Below are 17,460 nucleotides of genomic sequence, written 5' to 3' on the forward strand. Positions count from 1 at the left end.
CGAAGACGCGTTCGGGCGTTTCGCCGGTCGTTCGATCGGACCGATACTACAGTCTCCGCCGAGAGCGAAGACTGCGACGACGCGAGGCTATCGGAGTTCGGGTGCAACCTCGTTGCCCAGCCGATGCACGCAGTCGACCATCTCCTCCGTGCCGACGCCCGGATGGTACGTCCGGAAGATGAAGTGGATGTCGTCGCCGAGCGCATCGCGATACCGCTCGAGTTCGTCGACGACCTGGTCGGGCGTGCCGAAGATGGCCTGCTCTTTGAGTTCCGCCTTGCGGTCGTCGTCGAGTTCGTCGACCGACTCGCCCGAGAAAATCTCTGCGTACCGGCGCTGAATGTAGAGGTAGCCGTCCCGCATCGTCTCCCAGGCCTCCTCGCGGGAGTCGCCGACCCAGCCGTGCTGGAGCACGTAGACCGTGAACTCGCCCGAAATTTCGTCTTCCGCTCGCACCCGACGGATGTCCTCGACGCGCTTGCGGACGCCCTCAACCGAAAGCGACGACGGTGCACACCAGCCCTCCGCCGTTCGGGCGGCCCGCCGGACGGCCGGCTTCGCGCCGCCCCCGAGCATGATCGGCACCGATTCGCCGGCGGGTTTCGGCGTGATCGAGACGTCGGCCGGGACGTCGTGAAACGACGACTCGTAGTCGAGGTCGCCCTCGCTCCAGGCACCCCGAAGGAACGGGACGAGATCCGCGAGGCGCTCGGCTCGTTCGTCCTGCGGGACGCCGAAAATATCGAACTCCCGCGGGTTCGATCCGATGGCCAGGCCGAGCGTGAGCCGGTCGTCGGAGAGGAGATCGACCGTCGCGGCGTCCTCGGCGAGCCGAATCGGATCGTACAGCGGACCGAGCGCGACGCAGCTACCGATCTCGAGTTCGTCGGTTTCGGCGGCCATCGCGCCCAGGGTGGGCATCGTGCCGGAGAGGTAGCCGTCATCCGAAAAGTGATGTTCCGACACCCACGCGCTGTCGAGGCCCGCGGCCTCGATTTCGCGGGTTAGCGTCCGTATCTCGTCGTACAGGTCGCTCATCGCACGGTCGTCGTCGGGCCGCTGCTGGGCGGTAAACAGTCCGGTCCCTAGTTGCATACTACTGTCATCCAGCGTGACCGGCTTAATTGTTGGTGAACCAGCGATCGAATAGCCGGCGGAGCAGCGTCAGTGATCGATGACCGTGATCTCTTCGACCGGCCACTGACTCAGGATCTCGACGCCGTTCTCGCGGACGACGACCATCTCCTCGACGCGGACGCCCTGCCGACCCGCGGGCTCCTGGGTTTCGACGGCCATCGTCATTCCCTCCTCGATCTCGATTGGGTGGTCGGGCGAGAGGCCGCGCCAGATCAGCGGCACTTCGTACAGCTGGAGGCCGAGCCCGTGGGCCCAGTGGTTCGTCGTCATCTGCCAGTGTTCGTCGGCGTCGTAGTAGTCCGCGTGCTCGCCTTCCATGTCGGGAAAGCCCTGCGAGATTTCGTCGGTCGTCGCGCCGGGTTCGATGCGCTCGAGCACGTCGTAGAGGTTGTCGCGGGCGGTTTCGTAGGCGTCGCGCTGCTCCTGGGTCGGCTCGCCCATGGAGAAGGTGCGGTAGTAACACGAGCGGTAGCCGAGGTAGCCGATGTTGTACATGTCGGCGTAGACCAGATCGCCGGGTCTGATCATTCGGTCGGTAGTGTTGGCCTGGTGTTTTGGCCACGTGTTCGGCCCGGATGTGAGGTAGCCGCCGCCGACGAACGCGCCGTGACGCCACAGTTCGCTTACGGCCTCGCCCCAGACCTCCGTCTCGCGCATCCCCGGCTTCGCGGTGTCTTTGATCGTCTGAAAGCCGGCCTCGCAGATCGAGGCGACCATTCGCAGACACTCGATCTCGTCTCGCGTCTTGACCTTCCGAGCGTCTTCCATGACCGACTGGGCGGTCCCGGTATCGACCTCGACCCCGAGATCCTCGAACGCCTCGAGGAGCCCTCGATTACCGACGTCGATCCCGAGCGCCTCGTCCGCGACGCCGTACTCTTCCATGGCCTCGTAGACGGTTTCGGCCATCTTCGAGACGAGGAACTGGCGGGCGGACGGGCTGCCCGACGCCCGCGGAACGTTCCCGAGTCCGGGACAGGCGTAGCGGATGTCGTGTAGCCAGGGGCAGTTGAACCGCTGGTTGCTCGCGTGGTCTGCAGTGTCCCAGTGGACGATATCGCCGTCTTCGGTGAGGAGAGTATAGTGGTCCGCGCCGCTGCCGCCGGTCATCGCCAGCCCCGTCACGTAGCGGATGTTCGGATCGGAGACGAGCAACATCGCGCCGAGTTCGGTCTCCTGTAACCGCTCGAGCGCCCGTTCCTTGCGCTCGGTACGGAGCCGTTGTGTGTCGATCCGTTCCTCCCAGTCGACCGCCTGTGTGCCGCGAGTTCCCTCCATGTAGTCTCGCTCGGAAAACGTCATGACGTCACGTACCGCGGCGGTCCACTAAATCGTACCGTTCTCGACGAGCGCAGGCGACCGCGGACCGCGAACCCTGGACAACGGACTCCGGACCGCAGCCCCCGGACAGTAATAAGGACCTCGACCTCGTACGTTCCGTATGGTAATCCCTGGATACGATCCCGAAGACGTCGACGAAGTGCTCGAAACGAACTTCGAGGCCGAGGACCTCGAAAACCACCTGTCCGACGACGAACTCGAGGCCTACCGGACCGGCGACGAGAGTCTGGTCGATCTCCTCGACGACGACGAGATCGAACGGGTTCTCGAGGACGAGGGCAAAACTGCCAACGAATCGGACTGATTCGAACTCGGTGAGCGCCCCGCCACAGCCGCGAACCGAGCCTCACAGTCTCCCCCTCGTAGAGTCGATCGGACCGCCGCCAGCGACGCGCGATCGCCTCGAGAGCGACGTGGACAGACCCCGTCGTCGCTCGCGTCGGACTCGTATGGCCCGCTGTACGTCACTGCCGGTGTAACTGCGAGACGGCGGCAGTTACACCGGGACGCGGGTACGCCAGACCGTCTCATACGGTTTACTGTACGTCATTTTCGGCGCAACCGCGCCCCGTCCTGCGGTTGTGCTGGCAAATCGTTACAGCAATCCGTATCAGTCGTCCGCGTCGGCTTCCGCCTCCGTCTCGCCCTCACAGCTCCCGTGGCCGTGTCCGGGCACGTCCTGGCCTTCGATCGCGTGCTGGGGCGGGACGTCGATCGCCGGACTCTCGTCGAAGAAGTTGGCCGGCTGGAGTTTGAAGCTGTAGACCTGCGCCGGCAGGATCGGCCAGTCTTCGGGCCGGGTGACGTGATTGACGCCGAGGGTGTACCAGAGCACGAGATCCTCGCGTTCTACGCTCCGGTCGGCCTCGGTCCACGCCGGGAGTCCCGCGCCGCCCGGGTGCTGGTTCGGGTACCGCCCCGCCGGATACCGCTCGTTCTCCCGGAACGGCGTCGCCCACAGGTGATACTTGATGAACCCGGAGCGTTTCATCACGCTCGAGTCATCCTGGACGGCGGCCGCGACGTTGTCCCCCGGCATGAGTCGATAGCCGGTCGGTTTCCCGAGACTGTTCTCCGCGGTTGGATTCTCGACCTGCCAGTATCGACCCTTGAGCGAATCGATCAGATCCTTGGCCTGCGCTTCGCTCGTCAGCTTCTCGCGGTTCGCATAAAAGGCGTTGCCGCCGGGGTTGTGGGTCCGGCCGTCGGCTTCGCTCATCGGATCGAGGCCGTCCGGGCCGGACGGAACCTGCTGGTTCTCGACGCGGTAGAGGGTGTTCGGTCCGTCGTCGACGTTCATGTCCAGCCGGAAGTTAAAGAAGTGCTGGTGGATCGGGCCGTTGAGCTGCGGGGCCACGAGTTCGCCGTACCCTGCGGGATCCTCGTCCGGGCCGACCGCGGAGACGCTGTCGATTCCCGTCAGCCGGACCTCGACCTCGATCGACGCGTCCTGGTAGAAGTACCAGTTGAAGATGTAGTCGTAGTTGCCCACGGCGGCGACGAAGGAGACGACGAGCCGACGCCGCCGCCGAACCTCGTCGCTTCCGGTCCGCCAGTCGCTGCGCTCCCAGAGCGTGCCGTTGTCCTCCTCGTGGAGACAGATCGCGTTCTCGAGGACGTTGGGCTCGCCCTCGGCCGTGTTCATGACGGCGTCCCAGTAGTGCATGTGCCCGAGGCAGTCACAGCCGTTCGTCAGCGACTTCGCGAGGCGGCCGATATTGTACTCGCCGACGTCCATCGCGTTCTTGAACCGATCGTTGATATCGGTCGTGCCATAGGGCACCGACATTTCGGCGCAGGAGGCCCGGTCGATGATCGACCGCACCTCGCCGTCGTCCTCGTAGCCGATATCGTAGAGGACGACCCCTTCGCGCTGAGTCCAGCCCACGCGCATGTGCCAGCCCTGCCACTCGAGTTCGTGGCCGTCGACCGTCCAGCTCGGGCCATCGGGCTGGTCGACGTTGTAGGGGGCCAGATCGTCCCGAAGGTCGACGTCGTCCTCGCGGTAGGCCATCTCCCTAGGCGGCAGCGGCTCGTCCTCGTCCGGCGGACCGTAGTCGACGACTTCGACGACTTCCATCCGGTCGAGATCGACGAACGTGTGGATCCCCGTCAGCGGCTTCGCGTAGCCCTCGTCGCCGGCGTCTTCGCTGGGCCGGAGGAAGCTCAACCCGTGGGCCAGTCGCTTCGACCGATCGACGCTCTCGGGGACGAACTCGTGGCCGACCGACCAGGGGTCGACCATCGCCCGGTCCGTGTTTTCCACGCCGCGACGTTCGACCGCCGCCTGCCACTCCGCGTTCGCCTTGACCGTCTCCTCGCAGGCGATGAACTCCTCGATGGCGATCGACGGCTGCGCGTCCTCGACGTGCTCCCAGGAAACGACGGTCTCGTCGGTGAGCGAGACGACCGCCTCCAGCGTCCGCCGATCGGCCCCGTCCCTGATGACGATCCGCGCTCGCCGGTCGGGAACGGTGCCGTCCGCGTCGTACGCCTCGAGCGCGTCCTTCGACGGCTCGGCCAACTCGATTTTGATACAGAGGCTCTCCTCGCCCACGTCGCGTTCGTCGGTCAGTATTCCGTACGCCCGCTCGATCTCCTCGGCCGCGAGGGGCTCGAGCGGCTGTCTCTTCACAGTCTCGTCATGTTGTGCCATACCACGATATCAGGGGCTATCGATAAATATCTCACGCCGTTTGCTTTGCGCGGCATCGCTATCCACAGTCGTCCAACGGTACGGACTCCTGTAACGAGTTTTCGGTGCCAACCACGGCGGCTGTGGTTTCGCCGGTACTGACGAACGGTAGACCGCACGAGAGCCCCGGCGGTCGGTCGCGACTATCGGCCGAAGGATATACGGTAGCATACGCCAATGGTAGCGAAAGATGGATACGCTCCTTCACGACACATCACCGGAATCGAGTGAGGGCGAGGACGGCTTCTGGAAAGGGATGTTCGACCTGATCGTGACCAGTTTCCCCGACCCGGTGTTCGTCGTCGACACCGACGGCATCATTACCCACTGGAACGCCGAGGCGGCCGATCTGCTCGGGATGACTCGAGACGAGGTCGTCGGGGAACGGGCCTACGACGTCTTTCAGACCGACGGCGAGAGCGAAACGCTCGCGGAGACCGTCGCCGACCGGGGGGAACCAATCAAAGAGGAGAAGATCAGATCGGCTACCGACGCCGACGGAAATACGTTCCACAACCGCGCGATGGCGATCCCGCTGCGGGACCCGACGGGAGAAGTCATCGGCGCGCTCGAGGTCATCTACGGCGTGACGGACCTCGTCGAACAGCGCCAACTGCTCGAGGACCTCCAGGAGCGGATGGCCCGGGACGTGCGCGGATCGATCGACGACCTGCAGGAAGCCGCCAGCGAGGTCTCCGAGAGCAGCCAGGAGATTTCGGGGCTGGCGACCGAGCAGGCCGCGAACCTCGAAGACGCGAATCGAGACATCGCGTCGGTCAGCACCGCCGGCGAGGAGATCGCGGCCAGCGCCGACACCGTCAAGGACGGAAGCGACGAGGTTGCCAGCCTGGCGGCCGAGTCCCGGGAGCGCGCCGAGGACGCGCGCGACGTGATCCACGAGGTCGAAGCGACCGGCGAGGACGTCGGCGAGAAAGTGATCCAACTCCAAGAACGGGTCGACGAGATCGACGCGCTCGTCGAGGTGATCAACGACATCGCCGACGAGACGAACCTGCTCGCGCTCAACGCCAACATCCAGGCGGCGAACGTCGGCGACGAAAGCGCCGGCTTCGCGGTCGTCGCCGACGAGATCAAGACGCTCGCGAACCGCTCGCAGGAAGAAGCGACCGAGATCGAAGCCATCGTCGACGACATCCACGAGACGGTCGGCGAAACGATCGAACGCGTCGAATCGACCAACGACCGCGCCAGCGACGCGAGCGCCGCGATCGACGCGCTGGTCGCGAACCAGGGCGAGATCGCGGACGCCGCGACGGACACCTCGAGCCGGATGGCCGAAATCGTCGAGGCGACCGACGAACAGGCCGCGAGCGTCGAAGACGTCTCTCGGAAACTCGATCGGATCGCCGATCGCGCGTCGCTGGTCGCGAGCGAAGTCGAGCACCTGGCCGAGGGCAATCGAGCCCAACTCGAGACCGTCGAGGAGATCGACGAGCGGATTCGGGACCTCGAACGAACCCTCGCCGAGGCCGAGTAATACCGAACTGCGTTCTCAGACCGGTTCGAGTCCGTTCTCTTCCCGCAACACGTTAATATACTTCCGGAAGCCGGACTCGAGGTCGTACTGCACCGCATACCCCAGATCCTCCTGTGCTTTCGTCATGTCGAGGTTCTGCGTCCAGGGGAGTTCCCCGTCGTCGGAGACGTCGATATCGGCGTCGGGCACGACGGATTCGACGGCTTCGGCGGCTTCGCGAACGGTCGCAAGTACGCCCCGGACGTTGTACACGCGCTGCGTCAGGTCTTCCTCGGGCGTGAACGCGGCCTTGCGGAACGCCTGGGCGATATCCTCGACGTGTTGCCAGTCGACGTACTGGTCGCCGTACTCGACGCTGTAGGACTCGCCGAGGGCGGGCTTCTCGATGATGTTCGCCAGAAACGCCGAGCCGCCGGTTTCGCGGTAGGGTCCGTAGGCGACCGTCGGTCGGAGCGCGACGTGGTCGAGATCGTAGTCCTCGTGGTAGACTCGCGCCTGGTGTTCGTTGTACTCCTTCGTCGCGCCGTAGAGCGTGTCCGGATAGACGAGTTCCTCCTCGTCGACCCACTCCGCGTCGTAGTTGTGGGGCGGCGCGTACACCGCCGCAGAGGAGGCCCACGCGACGCGCTCGACCTGATCGTCGAGGGTGCGGGCCGCCTCGAAGACGTTGTTCGTTCCGACGATGTTCACGTCGGCCGCGCTTCGAGGATTGTCTCGAGCCGTGGTCGTCAGCAGCGCCGCGAGGTGGACGATGTGGGTCGTTCCCGTCTCCTTGACCGCTCGGATCACGTCGGTCGGGTCGGAGACGTCGCCGCGTCGCACCTCGACCTCGTCGGCGACGCCGAGTTTCTCGAGGATCTCCGTATCCGTCGAGAGGTCGTACGCCACGACGTCGTGGCCGTGCTCGAGTAGGTCCTGTACGACGTAGGAACCGATGAAGCCGGTTCCGCCGGTTACCAGTACTGTTGATTCGTCGGTCATGTGTGCCTCGTATTCGGCTCAGTCATGTATAGATTGGTGATCGTTCGGTCCGTTTCGGAGATCGGTGAGCGTCCGGCCGGACCCTCCGCGGGACTCGCTACTCATGCAGCCCTCCGACCGATTCGTAGAACGAAGAGGCCAGCGTGTCGGCCATATCCTCCTCGCGGTCGATTCGGACGTCAATAACGTGGGGGACGTCCGCCGCCTTGCCGGTCTCGAGCGCCTCGCCCAACTCGTGGGGGTCGGTCACGCGCGTGCCGACCGCGCCGAAGGCCTCGGCGGCTTTGACGAAGTCCGTGTCGTGGAACTCGACGCCGGCGATGTCGCCGTCCTCATGTTGCATCTGGCGGACCATCCCGAGGCTGGTGTCGTTCAAGACGACGAACGTCGGCGCGACGCCGTACTCGACGGCCGTCTCGACGCTGTTCATCGTCATCGAGAACCCGCCGTCGCCGGCGACCGCGATCACGTCTTTCCCGGTCGTCAGCGCCGCCGACACGGCGGCCGGGTTCGCCCACCCCATCCCGCCGACGCCGCCGCTTCCGAAGTAGGTGCGGACGGCCGGCGTCTGGAGATAGTACAGCAGCCAGAACCGGTTGTTTCCGGAGTCGGCGGTGACGATCGTATCCTCGTCGACGACCGACTCGATAGCCTTGACGGCGCGCTGGGGCTTGATCGGCGTCGACTCGTCCTCGCACTCGGCCGTGCTGAACCAGTCTTTGGCCGCCGCCGCGCGCTTCGTCGCCCAGTCGTTCGACGCCTCGCCGGCGTCGGCGAGCGCGGTCAGACTCTCGGCCGCGTCGCCGATAAGCCCCACGTCCGCGGGGTAGACCCAGCCCGCATTGCGGGTGTCGATATCGGCGTGGATGATCGTCTGTTCGTCCGGCCGGATGAACTCGGGTGCCTGCCAGTTGGTGTCCATCGGGTTCATCCGACAGCCGACGACGAGCAGCGTGTCGGCCTCGCTAACCACCTGATTCGCTCCCTCGTGGCCAAACGATCCCATGACGCCGGCGGCGCGTTCGTCGGTCTCGGGGTAGGTCGATTTCCCGAGGTAGGAGGTGACCACCGCACAGTCGTAGGCGTCGGCGGCCGCCGCGAGTTCGTCGTACGCCTGCGCGGCGTGGACGCCGTTGCCCGAAATGATGACCGGCCGCTCGGCGTCCTCGAGGGCCTCGGCGGCCGTCGCGACGTCGGTGGCCGCCGGCGCGGCGTCCCAGGTCCGGGTCTGTTCGCGCGCGTCCCAGGCCGGCGGCGTGGAATCGTCCGGAAGGTCCTCGGTGATCGCATCCCCGTCGAGGATCACCGCCGTCGGTCCGGGACGGCTGGCAACGGCGTGTTTGAACGCCAGCTGCGTCGATCGAACAGTCTCGACCGGCGTGCGTGGAAACCACCACTCCTTGGTGACGCCGTCGAGGATCGACGGGAGGCTAAAGCCGCCGTAATCGCCTCTGGACTGCTGGTACGGTGCCAGCGTCGAGTACTCGCCGCGTTCGGAGGCCTCCGTGAGCACGACCATCGGCGACGAGGACAGCCGCGCCTCCATCTGGCCGATCATTCCGAGGCTTCCGATCCACGGCCCCTGTCCGGCGAGGACGCCCGGGGTTCCGGTCAGGCGGCCGTGCATCTCGGCCATGACGCTGGCCTCGCGTTCGTCGCGCGGGCGAACGAGGTCGACGTCGGAGTCGGGAAGGTACTCGAGCAATTCGATCACTCGACCGCCCGGGTAGCCGAAGACGTACTCGACGCCGAGTTCCTCGAGCGTGTCGACGAGCGCGGACGCGGTCGTCGTCATTCGTCGGCAGCGTCGCCGGCGACGGTTTCGGCGACGTGTACCGTTTCATCGACGACTATTCGCGGTCCGGCACCGAGTTCGAGGAACTCGGCGGCGTCGGCCTGGACCTCCTGGCCGACCTCGGACTCGAAGGCCTCGTTCAGCGCCTGCCCGCTCTCGAACACGAGCTCGAGGACGCCGTCGTACTCGGCCTCGTCGGGATTCGCCGGGACGGACGTGCTGTACCGTTTCAGTCCGGGCAGTTCGCGAGCGATGTCCGCGTGCTCGCCTTGCCACCGCTCGACGAACTCCGCGTGGCTATACTCGTCGTTCCGGACGAGTAATTCGACCAATTTTGTCATACAGGATCACTGTTGGGATCCGCCGACTTTGTTCTATCGGTGCTCCGTGTCCACGATGCTCGTGATAACTGTGGACACGAGACAAATAATTATGTGGACGGGCCGCCGTGTCCATCGTATGTCGGAGATGCCAGCGATGCGCGTCGATCACGTCGGGATCGCCGTCGAATCGATCGACGACGCAGAGAGCCTGCTGTTCGTCCTCGGTTGCGAGAAGATCCACGAAGAGCGGAGCAAGTACGGTTCGTTCACCTGGGCGACGTACGTCCTCGGCGACGCCTCCCGACTCGAACTCATCGCGCCCGAAGCGGGGTCGGAATCGTTCCTGACCGACTTCCTCGAGCGACAGGGGCCCGGGCTCCACCACATCACGTTCGAAGTCATCGACCTCGAGACGGCCGTCGAGGTACTGGAGTCTCACGACGTTCCCGTCGTCGACTACGCCGAGTTCGAGCACTGGGCGGAAGCGTTCATCCCGCCGTCGAATCCGACGGGTGCGTTGCTCCAGTTGATGGAGTACGACGACGGCTACGCGGAGAGTCGCGAGGCGGGCCAACGGCTGTTCGTTCACGGCGAGGCGCTTCGATAGCGCGCTCCACGCGTAACAGTACAACGCCGGACGAGCGGCCTCACCATTTATTGTACTGTATGAAAAACACGCTCGTGATGTACAAGCATGTCGCCCTCCTGGTTCGCCAGGACGGAATGAGCCACGAGGAGTTCGTCGACTACTGGCAGGACGAGCACACCCCGATCGCCCGCGAAATCGACGGCGTCGTTCGCTACCAGCAGGTGCTCCCGACGGAGCCGGACCACGCCGAATTCGACGGGTTGGCGGAGCTGTATTTCGAGAATCTCGAGGATCTTCACGCCGCGCTCGGGAGCGAGGGATCCCGGGACTACGATCCCGAGAAGGGCAAAGCGAAGGAGGCCCGTGAGGACGTCGACAACTTCCTCGCGATCGAGGACCGACCTCGATTCATCGGCGAAGAGATCGTCCAGAAAGACGAGGTTGACGGCGACACCGACGGCCTGTACAAACATTCGGCATTCCTCGTCCGACAGGACGGCATGAGCCACGAGGAGTTCGTCGACTACTGGCAGGAGAACCACACGCCGATCGCCCGCGAGATAGACGGCGTCGTGAAGTACAACACGGTTATCCCGACCGATCCCGAGAACGCGGAGTTCGACGGCGTCGCCGAACTCTACTTCGACGATCTCGAGAAGCTGTACGACGCGCTCGGTAGCGAGGGATCGCGCGACTACGATCCCGAGAAAGGGAAAGCGAAGGAGGCCCGCGAGGACGTGAACAACTTCCTCGCGATCGACGAGCGGCCGCGACTCATCGGCCGAGAGAGCCTCGTCAAAGCCGATCACTGATCGTTATGCCTTCATTCGATTCCGACCCCGACTCCGATTCCGATACCTGTTCCACCCCCGGTCCCGATTCCGATTCCGATTCCGATTCCGGGGACGATCCCGGCCCCGATTTCGACGCCCAGGTCCGCAACGCCTTCCCGGAACTCGAGCACATCGATGACGAAGACCTTCGCGACCGCGTCGTCGAGGCGTGGGTCCTCGGCCTGGAACGCGGCGGGTGGCGGGACGTCGAGGACATCCCCTACGCCTGGAACATCCACGAAGTGACGAACGTGGAGCACGTTCGGGGCGTCACGCGCATCGCACTCGAATCCGTCCGCGAACAGCGGGATTTTCACGGTGCCGACCCCGACGTCGATACCGTCGTCGCCGCGTGTCTGCTGCACGACGTCGGCAAGTGCTACGAGTACCCCGAGTTCGTCGACGACGACCTGCTCGCAGAGCCCGATCCGCGGTACGTCAGCGAGGAAATCCCTCACTCGATCTCCGGCTACGCGCTCGCCCACGAGGTCGGCTGTCCGCTTGCCGTCCAGCGCGCGATCCCCCATTTCCTCGGGGAAGTCCCCACGCGGACGCTCGAGGCGGAACTCGTCAAGAGTGCCAACTCCGCGTCCTCGAACGCCATCACGCAGGCCGCGATGGATCTGACGTTACAGGAGTGGGTCGAGGAGTACTCGCAGACTTCATAATCGAAGAGACGCGCGAAGCCGAAGCGAGTTCGAACGTTACGAACGAAATCGCTACTCGTTCGAATAACGGGAACAGGTTTTTGTCGGTTCTACTCCAGTATGCGCGTATGGCAAGCGACTCGCGACACAGACCGGTCGAAACCGTCGAGACGGCGTTCGACATCGTCGACGTCGTCAAACACACCGACGGTGCGGGGGTCACCGAACTCGCCGCCGAACTCGACCTCGCGAAAAGTACCGTCCACCGGCACGTAAAAACCCTCGAGTCGCGGGGGATACTCGTCCGTGAGGGAGACACCTACCGTATCAGCACGTGGTTTCTCGACTACGGGATTCACGTGCGCAATCGCCATCGGCTATTCGATGTCGCCAAACCGAAGGTAGACGAACTCGCCGCCGAAACCGACGAGAAAGTCTGGTGCGTGATCGAAGAGCACGGGATGGGCGTTCACATCTACGGGGCCGAGGGACGCCACTCCGTGAAAACCCACGCTCGGATCGGCCAGCGGACACATCTCCATCAGTTCGCTGCGGGCAAGGCGATTCTCGCCCATCTCCCCGAGGACCGGATCGAGTCGATTCTCGACGACTACGGGCTGGCTTCCCAGACCGAACGGACGATTACGGATCGCGAGGAACTTCAAAACAATCTCGAGACGATCAGGGAGCAGGGATACGCGTTCAACCACGAAGAGTCGGTTATCGGCGTCCACGCCGTCGGCGCACCGATCAGAAACGAGTCGGGCAACGCTATCGGCGCGATCAGTATCGCCGGACCCGCGAATCGACTGCGTGGCGATTTGCTGACCGACGAACTCCCCGATCTCCTACTCGGTGCGACGAACGAAGTCGAGGTCAATCTCGCCCACTCCTGACCGGTTTACAAGTCGATTTCTCCGCTGACCGTACGAATTGTTCGAGTTATTCGAACGAGATAGTCTTCTCTGTCTGCTACTCCGAATCCGGGCCACAGATAGCCGGTTTAGAGCGGATAGAAGCTATTTTCACCTCGAACTCGTCTTCCCAAGACGAGTGTCCGATATCGGTCAGACGGCGGACTGGCTAGCGGACCATTACATAGGTATGTCTGTAATTCCATTCTCTTTGCAAGCAAATGACCGAAATGTCTATACCAGTTCGTGATGACCGAAACGGAATCAGCGAACAGTCGCTGTTCCCATAGTTCGAACAGAATAGCAGTTCTGAAGAACGCAGCGGGAGTTCCACGGGTCACCCGACCCGTGGTCCCTTAGGGTCGGGGCGATCTTTCGAACCGATTATAACTCGAGGAACTCCTCGGCCGTCTCCCAGAGGATCTTCCGCTGGATCGACTCGTCGAACCCGAGTGCCTCGAACTGCTCGAGCCACGGCTCCGGCTCGAGCATGGGGTAGTCGGTACCGAACATGACCTTGTCCGAGAGCAGCGACTGGGCGTACTCCAGCACCTGGTCGTCGATATATCTCGGCATCCAGCCGGAGAGATCCATGTAGACGTTGCCCTTCTGCTGGCAGATCGCGAGCTGTTCTTTCTCCCAGGGGTAGGCGGGATGGGCGATGAGGATCTTGAGATCCGGATGGTCGGCCGCCAGGTCGTCGATCAGCATCGGGTTGCCGTACTTGATCTTCAGCCCGCGACCGCCCGGCGAACACGCGCCGAGCGTCGAGTTACCGCCGTGGAAGACGATGGGAACCCCGAGGTCTTCGATCGTCGCGAACAGCTCCTCGTGTTCGGGATCGGACGGATCGAAACCCTGTGCGATCTGCTGGAATTTGAACCCCGAGAGATCCAGATCCTCGACGCAGCGGATCGCCTCTTCCACGCAGTCGTCTTTGAGCGGATCGACGGAGCCGAAGCCGATGAAGAAGTCGTCGTACTCGTCGCGAACTTCGGCGACGTAGTCGTTCGGAACGGGTGGGTTCCCCGTGTTCGTTTCCGCGTCCCACCCGAGCAGGACGGCGCGGCCGACGCCCGCGTCCCGATACTCCTCGATCATGTTCTCGTAGGTGTCCGTCTCGAGGTCGGCGCCGAATCGATCGGCCGCGTCTTTCATCATTTGTCCCCCCGCGTCGTGGAGGAATTCGCTCGTCGGCTGGTGGGCGTGCATGTCGATTGCGCGCGGCTCGTCGAGTACCGTTGGTGCACCCATACTACGAGCGATGTGACGGCGCTATATGTATGTTCTCACGGCGGAAACCCGTTAGCGACTCGGGATGATTCAGGATCCGGGTTCGAGGTGTCTCCCCCTCGAAACGACCGTCGCTAATACGTCTATTTAATGATGGTTTTGGAAATGTGTCTGCCTCTAAGAAGATATACCCAGATCCTGTCTCTCGAGACGTTTGCTGAAATTAGCGCCTAACAGAGCCCCTAGCATGAAGACCGGATCCCATAACCCACTAATGTATAGAATTTTATATTCTGGCGACATCATCCGTTAGATCCCATATTTCTGCGCTTTGGTACCTAATACGACGGTCAGTCAAAATAAGTCGAGAAGGTATTTCTCAGTTACCTATTCTAAATCGGATATAGAAAGAGTTCCATCATATCGAGGGGGGGGACTGTCCGGATAGATCGCTGGTCAATTCGCACACGATCAGAAGCAACTTACCCGCCGCTCCAAAGCCGGCCGTCGAAGGAGTCCGCCCAGTCGATCGGCCTCGAGCAAGCAAGCTCCCGCTGCGGCGATGACACCTACCCCGTACAGTTACTCCGACGAGAGTCCCTGTAGCGACTCATTGCCGATCTCCTCGAGGACGTGTTCGTGAAACGCCTGTAACGCGGCGCTTTCGTCTTCGGCGAGGACGACGTCGCTGGCCGACAGCGTCGCCAGTCCGAACGCTCGCGGCGTCGGCGAGTCGAACAGGTGGCGTTCGACCGCGAGATCACCGGCGTCGATCGCGCCGACGAGGGCCTCGATCTCCGCGACGTTGAGTTTGTCCTCGAGAATCTCGCGATAGGTCTCCTCGATGACCGCGAACTCCTCTAGGTCCTCCGCGAATCCGAGCAACATCTCGCTGGAAACCTGTTGCTCGCTCGCGGACTTCTCGTAGCCCTTGTAGCGTTTGAGGATCATCAGCGAGCGCGTCGCGTTGATGCGGAAGTACCGCTGCAGGAGGTCGGTTCCGGACAGCGCCGCCCGAAGATCCTCGCGGACCTGATCGGGCTCGAGGTCGTCGATGATGCCCTCGATGTCGACTTTTCGGTTCAGCGGCATCGAGAGAACGAAGCCGTTGTCGGCGACGGCGACGCGGACGTTGGCGGTGGCCTCCTGGGCGCAGCGGTAGGCGAACAGCCGAGAGAGCCCGTCGTTGACCTTCCGGCCGTACATCGAGTGGACGTAGTAGTGGCGTTCGTACTCCTCGCGGTCGCGGACGACCTCGATGGCAAGACGGTCGTCGGTGCTGACACTCTCCTGGCCCGCGTACCGGAACTGGTGTTCGAAGAGTCGGGCGATCGCTCGCACGCTGTCGTCGTCCAGCGGGAACTCCCGCAACCACGCGCGGACTCGCGGGGAACCGCCCTCGTCGTAGCGAGCGAGCAGTTCGCGCTGGAACGCGAGGATCTCACACCCTAGATCGTACGACAGCGGCAGTCGCTCCGAGTACCACGAGGGAACGGTCGGTCGGGCACTCGTCCGATCGACGTAGACCTTCGACCCGCGCCGGTAGCGGTACTCGAAGTGGTCGCCGCCGAGCACGAAGACGTCGCCCTTCTCGAGCGTGTCGAGATAGCTCTCGTCTAGTTGGCCGACCCACTCGTCGCTTCCGCGCGTGGACACGTCACAGGTAAACGAGTCCGGGATCGTTCCGATGTTGGTCATGTAGATGACCCGGGCCAAACGGCCCCGTTTGCCGATCAGGCGTTCGCCGACCGGATACGCCTCGTGGTGGTGTTCGCCGTCGGGCGGGTCGTTCTCGTCGCGCCAGACCTTCGCGTAGACGTTTCGGTCCTCGAGGCCGGCGTACTCGGCGGTGAGATACCGCATGAGCGATTCGTACTCCGCCTCGCTGTAGTTCCGATAGGGGTATGCCCGCCGCAGAATCGCTTTCAGTTCGGACTCCGGTCGAATCTCCGCAATGGCCATCCCGTAGACGTGCTGGGCCGCGACGTCCTGGGCGTTTTCGGGGATCGAAACGGAGTCGACGAACCCCTCTTCGGCCTTCTTGAGCATGACCGCACACTCGAGCAGTTCGTCCCGGTCCAGTGCGATCACCCGTCCCGTCACCGTCTGTCCGACACGGTGGCCCGCCCGGCCGACGCGCTGGAGCAGTGCGGCGACGGACTTTGGCGAACCGACCTGTACGACGAGGTCGACGTGGGGCATGTCGATCCCCAACTCGAGGGAGGTCGAAGACGTGACGACGTCGAGGTCGCCGTCCTTGAGCCGCCCCTCGATATCCTGTCGAACCTCCTTCGAGAGGCTGCCGTGGTGACACCCCGAGTTGTCCTCGTCGTAGGCGTCGAACCCCTCGCGGAGGTTGTGCAGAACGCGTTCGGCTCCCGACCTGGTGTTCGTAAAGACCAGCGTGTTCGTGTGCTCCTGGATGTGTTCGTGGAGCATCCGATAGAACCGATCCTGAACGATATCGCGGGACGTGTGGATCAGATCGTCGGTCGGACACTCGAGTTGGATATCGAACTCGCGGGCGAAGCGGGCGTCGACGATCTCGTAGGGGCGGTGGTTGCCGCCGGGGGTCTCGCCGTCTTCCGGGTCGCTTCGCTCCTCGGTCGATCGTTCGGAGTCGCTACGCGCCTCGCATCCCACCAGAAATTCGGCCACTTCCGAGAGCGGTTCGATCGTCGCCGAACAGCCGATTCTGGTGATGTCGTGATCGACCATCGCCTCGAGTCGCTCGAGGCTCACCGACAGATGCGTGCCGCGTTTGCCGCCCGCGAGCGAGTGGATTTCGTCGACGATGACGTACTCCACGGTGCGAAGCTTCTCGCGGAATTTCGGCGAGTTGAGCAGGATCGCGAGCGTCTCGGGGGTCGTGTTGAGAATGTGGGGCGTCTCCTCGAGCATCTTCTGGCGCTCGTGTGAAGCGGTGTCGCCGTGGCGGATGGCGTGGCGAATGTCGCCCATTTGCTCGTCGCCGACTCGCTGGTCGACGATCCGTTCGATCCCCTCGAGCGGTACCTCGAGGTTCCGGTGGATGTCGTTCGCGAGCGATTTGAGCGGCGAGACGTAGAGACAGTAGACGGAGTTCTCGAGGCCGTCGGACGCTTCGCGGTCTTTCGCATAGAGGGAGTTGATAATCGATGTAAAGCTGGCTAAGGTCTTCCCCGAGCCAGTCGGCGCACAGATCAGCGTGTTCGTTCCATCGTTAATTTTCGGGATCGCGCCCTGCTGTGGCGGCGTAAAAAAGCCCTCGTTCTCGGGAACGAACTCGCCGAACTCCTCGAGCCACCACTCCTGAACCGCTGGCTCGAGGAGGTCGAAGACGTCGCGATCCTCGATCGTTACGGCCGCCGGATCGAAGGGGAGCGAATCGTCGGCGACCGGCAATTCGAGGCCCTCGTTCCCGTCCATATCGTCGTCTGCGGGACGGGCATGTAAGAGGGTTTGGCCACCGGGGCGAAAGTGAAATGCGCGCTC

Annotated in this window: 14 protein-coding genes; 6 read left to right on the top strand and 8 right to left on the bottom strand. The window is 63.5% G+C overall.

Going from position 1 to position 17,460, the window contains the following annotated elements; all coding sequences use genetic code 11:
• Positions 1–87: 87 nt before the first annotated feature.
• Both GS429_RS11770 and GS429_RS11775 read right to left on the bottom strand, forming a co-directional pair.
• A complete protein-coding gene (locus GS429_RS11770; RefSeq protein WP_160065553.1) occupies positions 88–1,095 on the bottom strand; it encodes an LLM class flavin-dependent oxidoreductase in 1,008 nt (335 codons plus the stop codon).
• A gap of 69 nt (positions 1,096–1,164) precedes the next feature.
• Positions 1,165–2,439: a M24 family metallopeptidase gene (locus GS429_RS11775; protein WP_160065554.1), complete on the bottom strand. Its 1,275-nt coding sequence runs from the start codon at positions 2,437–2,439 to the stop codon at positions 1,165–1,167.
• Positions 2,440–2,578: 139 nt separating this feature from the next.
• Between GS429_RS11775 and GS429_RS11780 the strand changes: the two genes are divergently transcribed.
• Positions 2,579–2,782: a DUF8027 family protein gene (locus GS429_RS11780; protein WP_160065555.1), complete on the top strand. Its 204-nt coding sequence runs from the start codon at positions 2,579–2,581 to the stop codon at positions 2,780–2,782.
• A gap of 306 nt (positions 2,783–3,088) precedes the next feature.
• Here GS429_RS11780 and GS429_RS11785 read toward each other — a convergent pair whose 3' ends face one another.
• On the bottom strand, positions 3,089–5,134 hold the full coding sequence (locus GS429_RS11785; RefSeq protein WP_160065556.1) for a primary-amine oxidase: 2,046 nt from the start codon (positions 5,132–5,134) through the stop codon (positions 3,089–3,091).
• Between the two features lie 229 nt (positions 5,135–5,363).
• Between GS429_RS11785 and GS429_RS11790 the strand changes: the two genes are divergently transcribed.
• The gene (locus tag GS429_RS11790; RefSeq protein ID WP_160065557.1) at positions 5,364–6,671 is read left to right on the top strand and encodes a methyl-accepting chemotaxis protein; all 1,308 of its coding nucleotides are present in this window, start codon (positions 5,364–5,366) and stop codon (positions 6,669–6,671) included.
• A 15-nt stretch (positions 6,672–6,686) separates the two neighbouring features.
• Here the strand turns inward: GS429_RS11790 and GS429_RS11795 are convergent, their stop codons facing one another.
• The 3 genes from GS429_RS11795 to GS429_RS11805 form a co-directional block, all read right to left on the bottom strand.
• A complete protein-coding gene (locus tag GS429_RS11795) occupies positions 6,687–7,652 on the bottom strand; it encodes an NAD-dependent epimerase/dehydratase family protein (protein ID WP_160065558.1) in 966 nt (321 codons plus the stop codon).
• Between the two features lie 97 nt (positions 7,653–7,749).
• Complete coding sequence (locus GS429_RS11800; RefSeq protein WP_160065559.1) at positions 7,750–9,447, bottom strand: thiamine pyrophosphate-binding protein; 1,698 nt, start codon at positions 9,445–9,447, stop codon at positions 7,750–7,752.
• On the bottom strand, positions 9,444–9,788 hold the full coding sequence (locus GS429_RS11805) for an EthD family reductase (protein WP_160065560.1): 345 nt from the start codon (positions 9,786–9,788) through the stop codon (positions 9,444–9,446). The genes GS429_RS11800 and GS429_RS11805 overlap by 4 nt, the downstream gene beginning before the upstream one ends.
• 118 nt (positions 9,789–9,906) lie before the next feature.
• Between GS429_RS11805 and GS429_RS11810 the strand changes: the two genes are divergently transcribed.
• The 4 genes from GS429_RS11810 to GS429_RS11825 all read left to right on the top strand — a co-directional run bounded on the left by GS429_RS11810 (position 9,907) and on the right by GS429_RS11825 (position 12,735).
• Positions 9,907–10,377: a VOC family protein gene (locus tag GS429_RS11810; RefSeq protein ID WP_160065561.1), complete on the top strand. Its 471-nt coding sequence runs from the start codon at positions 9,907–9,909 to the stop codon at positions 10,375–10,377.
• Positions 10,378–10,454: 77 nt separating this feature from the next.
• Positions 10,455–11,171 carry an EthD domain-containing protein gene (locus GS429_RS11815; protein ID WP_160065576.1) on the top strand — a complete coding sequence of 239 codons (717 nt, stop codon included), beginning with the start codon at positions 10,455–10,457 and terminating at the stop codon, positions 11,169–11,171.
• Positions 11,172–11,176: 5 nt separating this feature from the next.
• A complete protein-coding gene (locus tag GS429_RS11820; protein WP_160065562.1) occupies positions 11,177–11,860 on the top strand; it encodes an HD domain-containing protein in 684 nt (227 codons plus the stop codon).
• Positions 11,861–11,967: 107 nt separating this feature from the next.
• Complete coding sequence (locus GS429_RS11825) at positions 11,968–12,735, top strand: IclR family transcriptional regulator (protein WP_160065563.1); 768 nt, start codon at positions 11,968–11,970, stop codon at positions 12,733–12,735.
• A gap of 402 nt (positions 12,736–13,137) precedes the next feature.
• On the opposite strand, the gene GS429_RS11830 is transcribed toward GS429_RS11825, so the two are convergent.
• Both GS429_RS11830 and GS429_RS11835 read right to left on the bottom strand, forming a co-directional pair.
• Positions 13,138–14,007 carry an amidohydrolase family protein gene (locus GS429_RS11830; protein WP_160065564.1) on the bottom strand — a complete coding sequence of 290 codons (870 nt, stop codon included), beginning with the start codon at positions 14,005–14,007 and terminating at the stop codon, positions 13,138–13,140.
• A gap of 561 nt (positions 14,008–14,568) precedes the next feature.
• Positions 14,569–17,394 (bottom strand): ATP-dependent helicase, encoded by a 2,826-nt coding sequence (locus GS429_RS11835; protein ID WP_160065565.1) that lies wholly within the window; start codon positions 17,392–17,394, stop codon positions 14,569–14,571.
• Between the last annotated feature and the right edge of the window lie 66 nt (positions 17,395–17,460).

Origin of the sequence: Natronorubrum halalkaliphilum (assembly GCF_009834785.1) — an archaeon.
Lineage (GTDB): Archaea > Halobacteriota > Halobacteria > Halobacteriales > Natrialbaceae > Natronorubrum > Natronorubrum halalkaliphilum.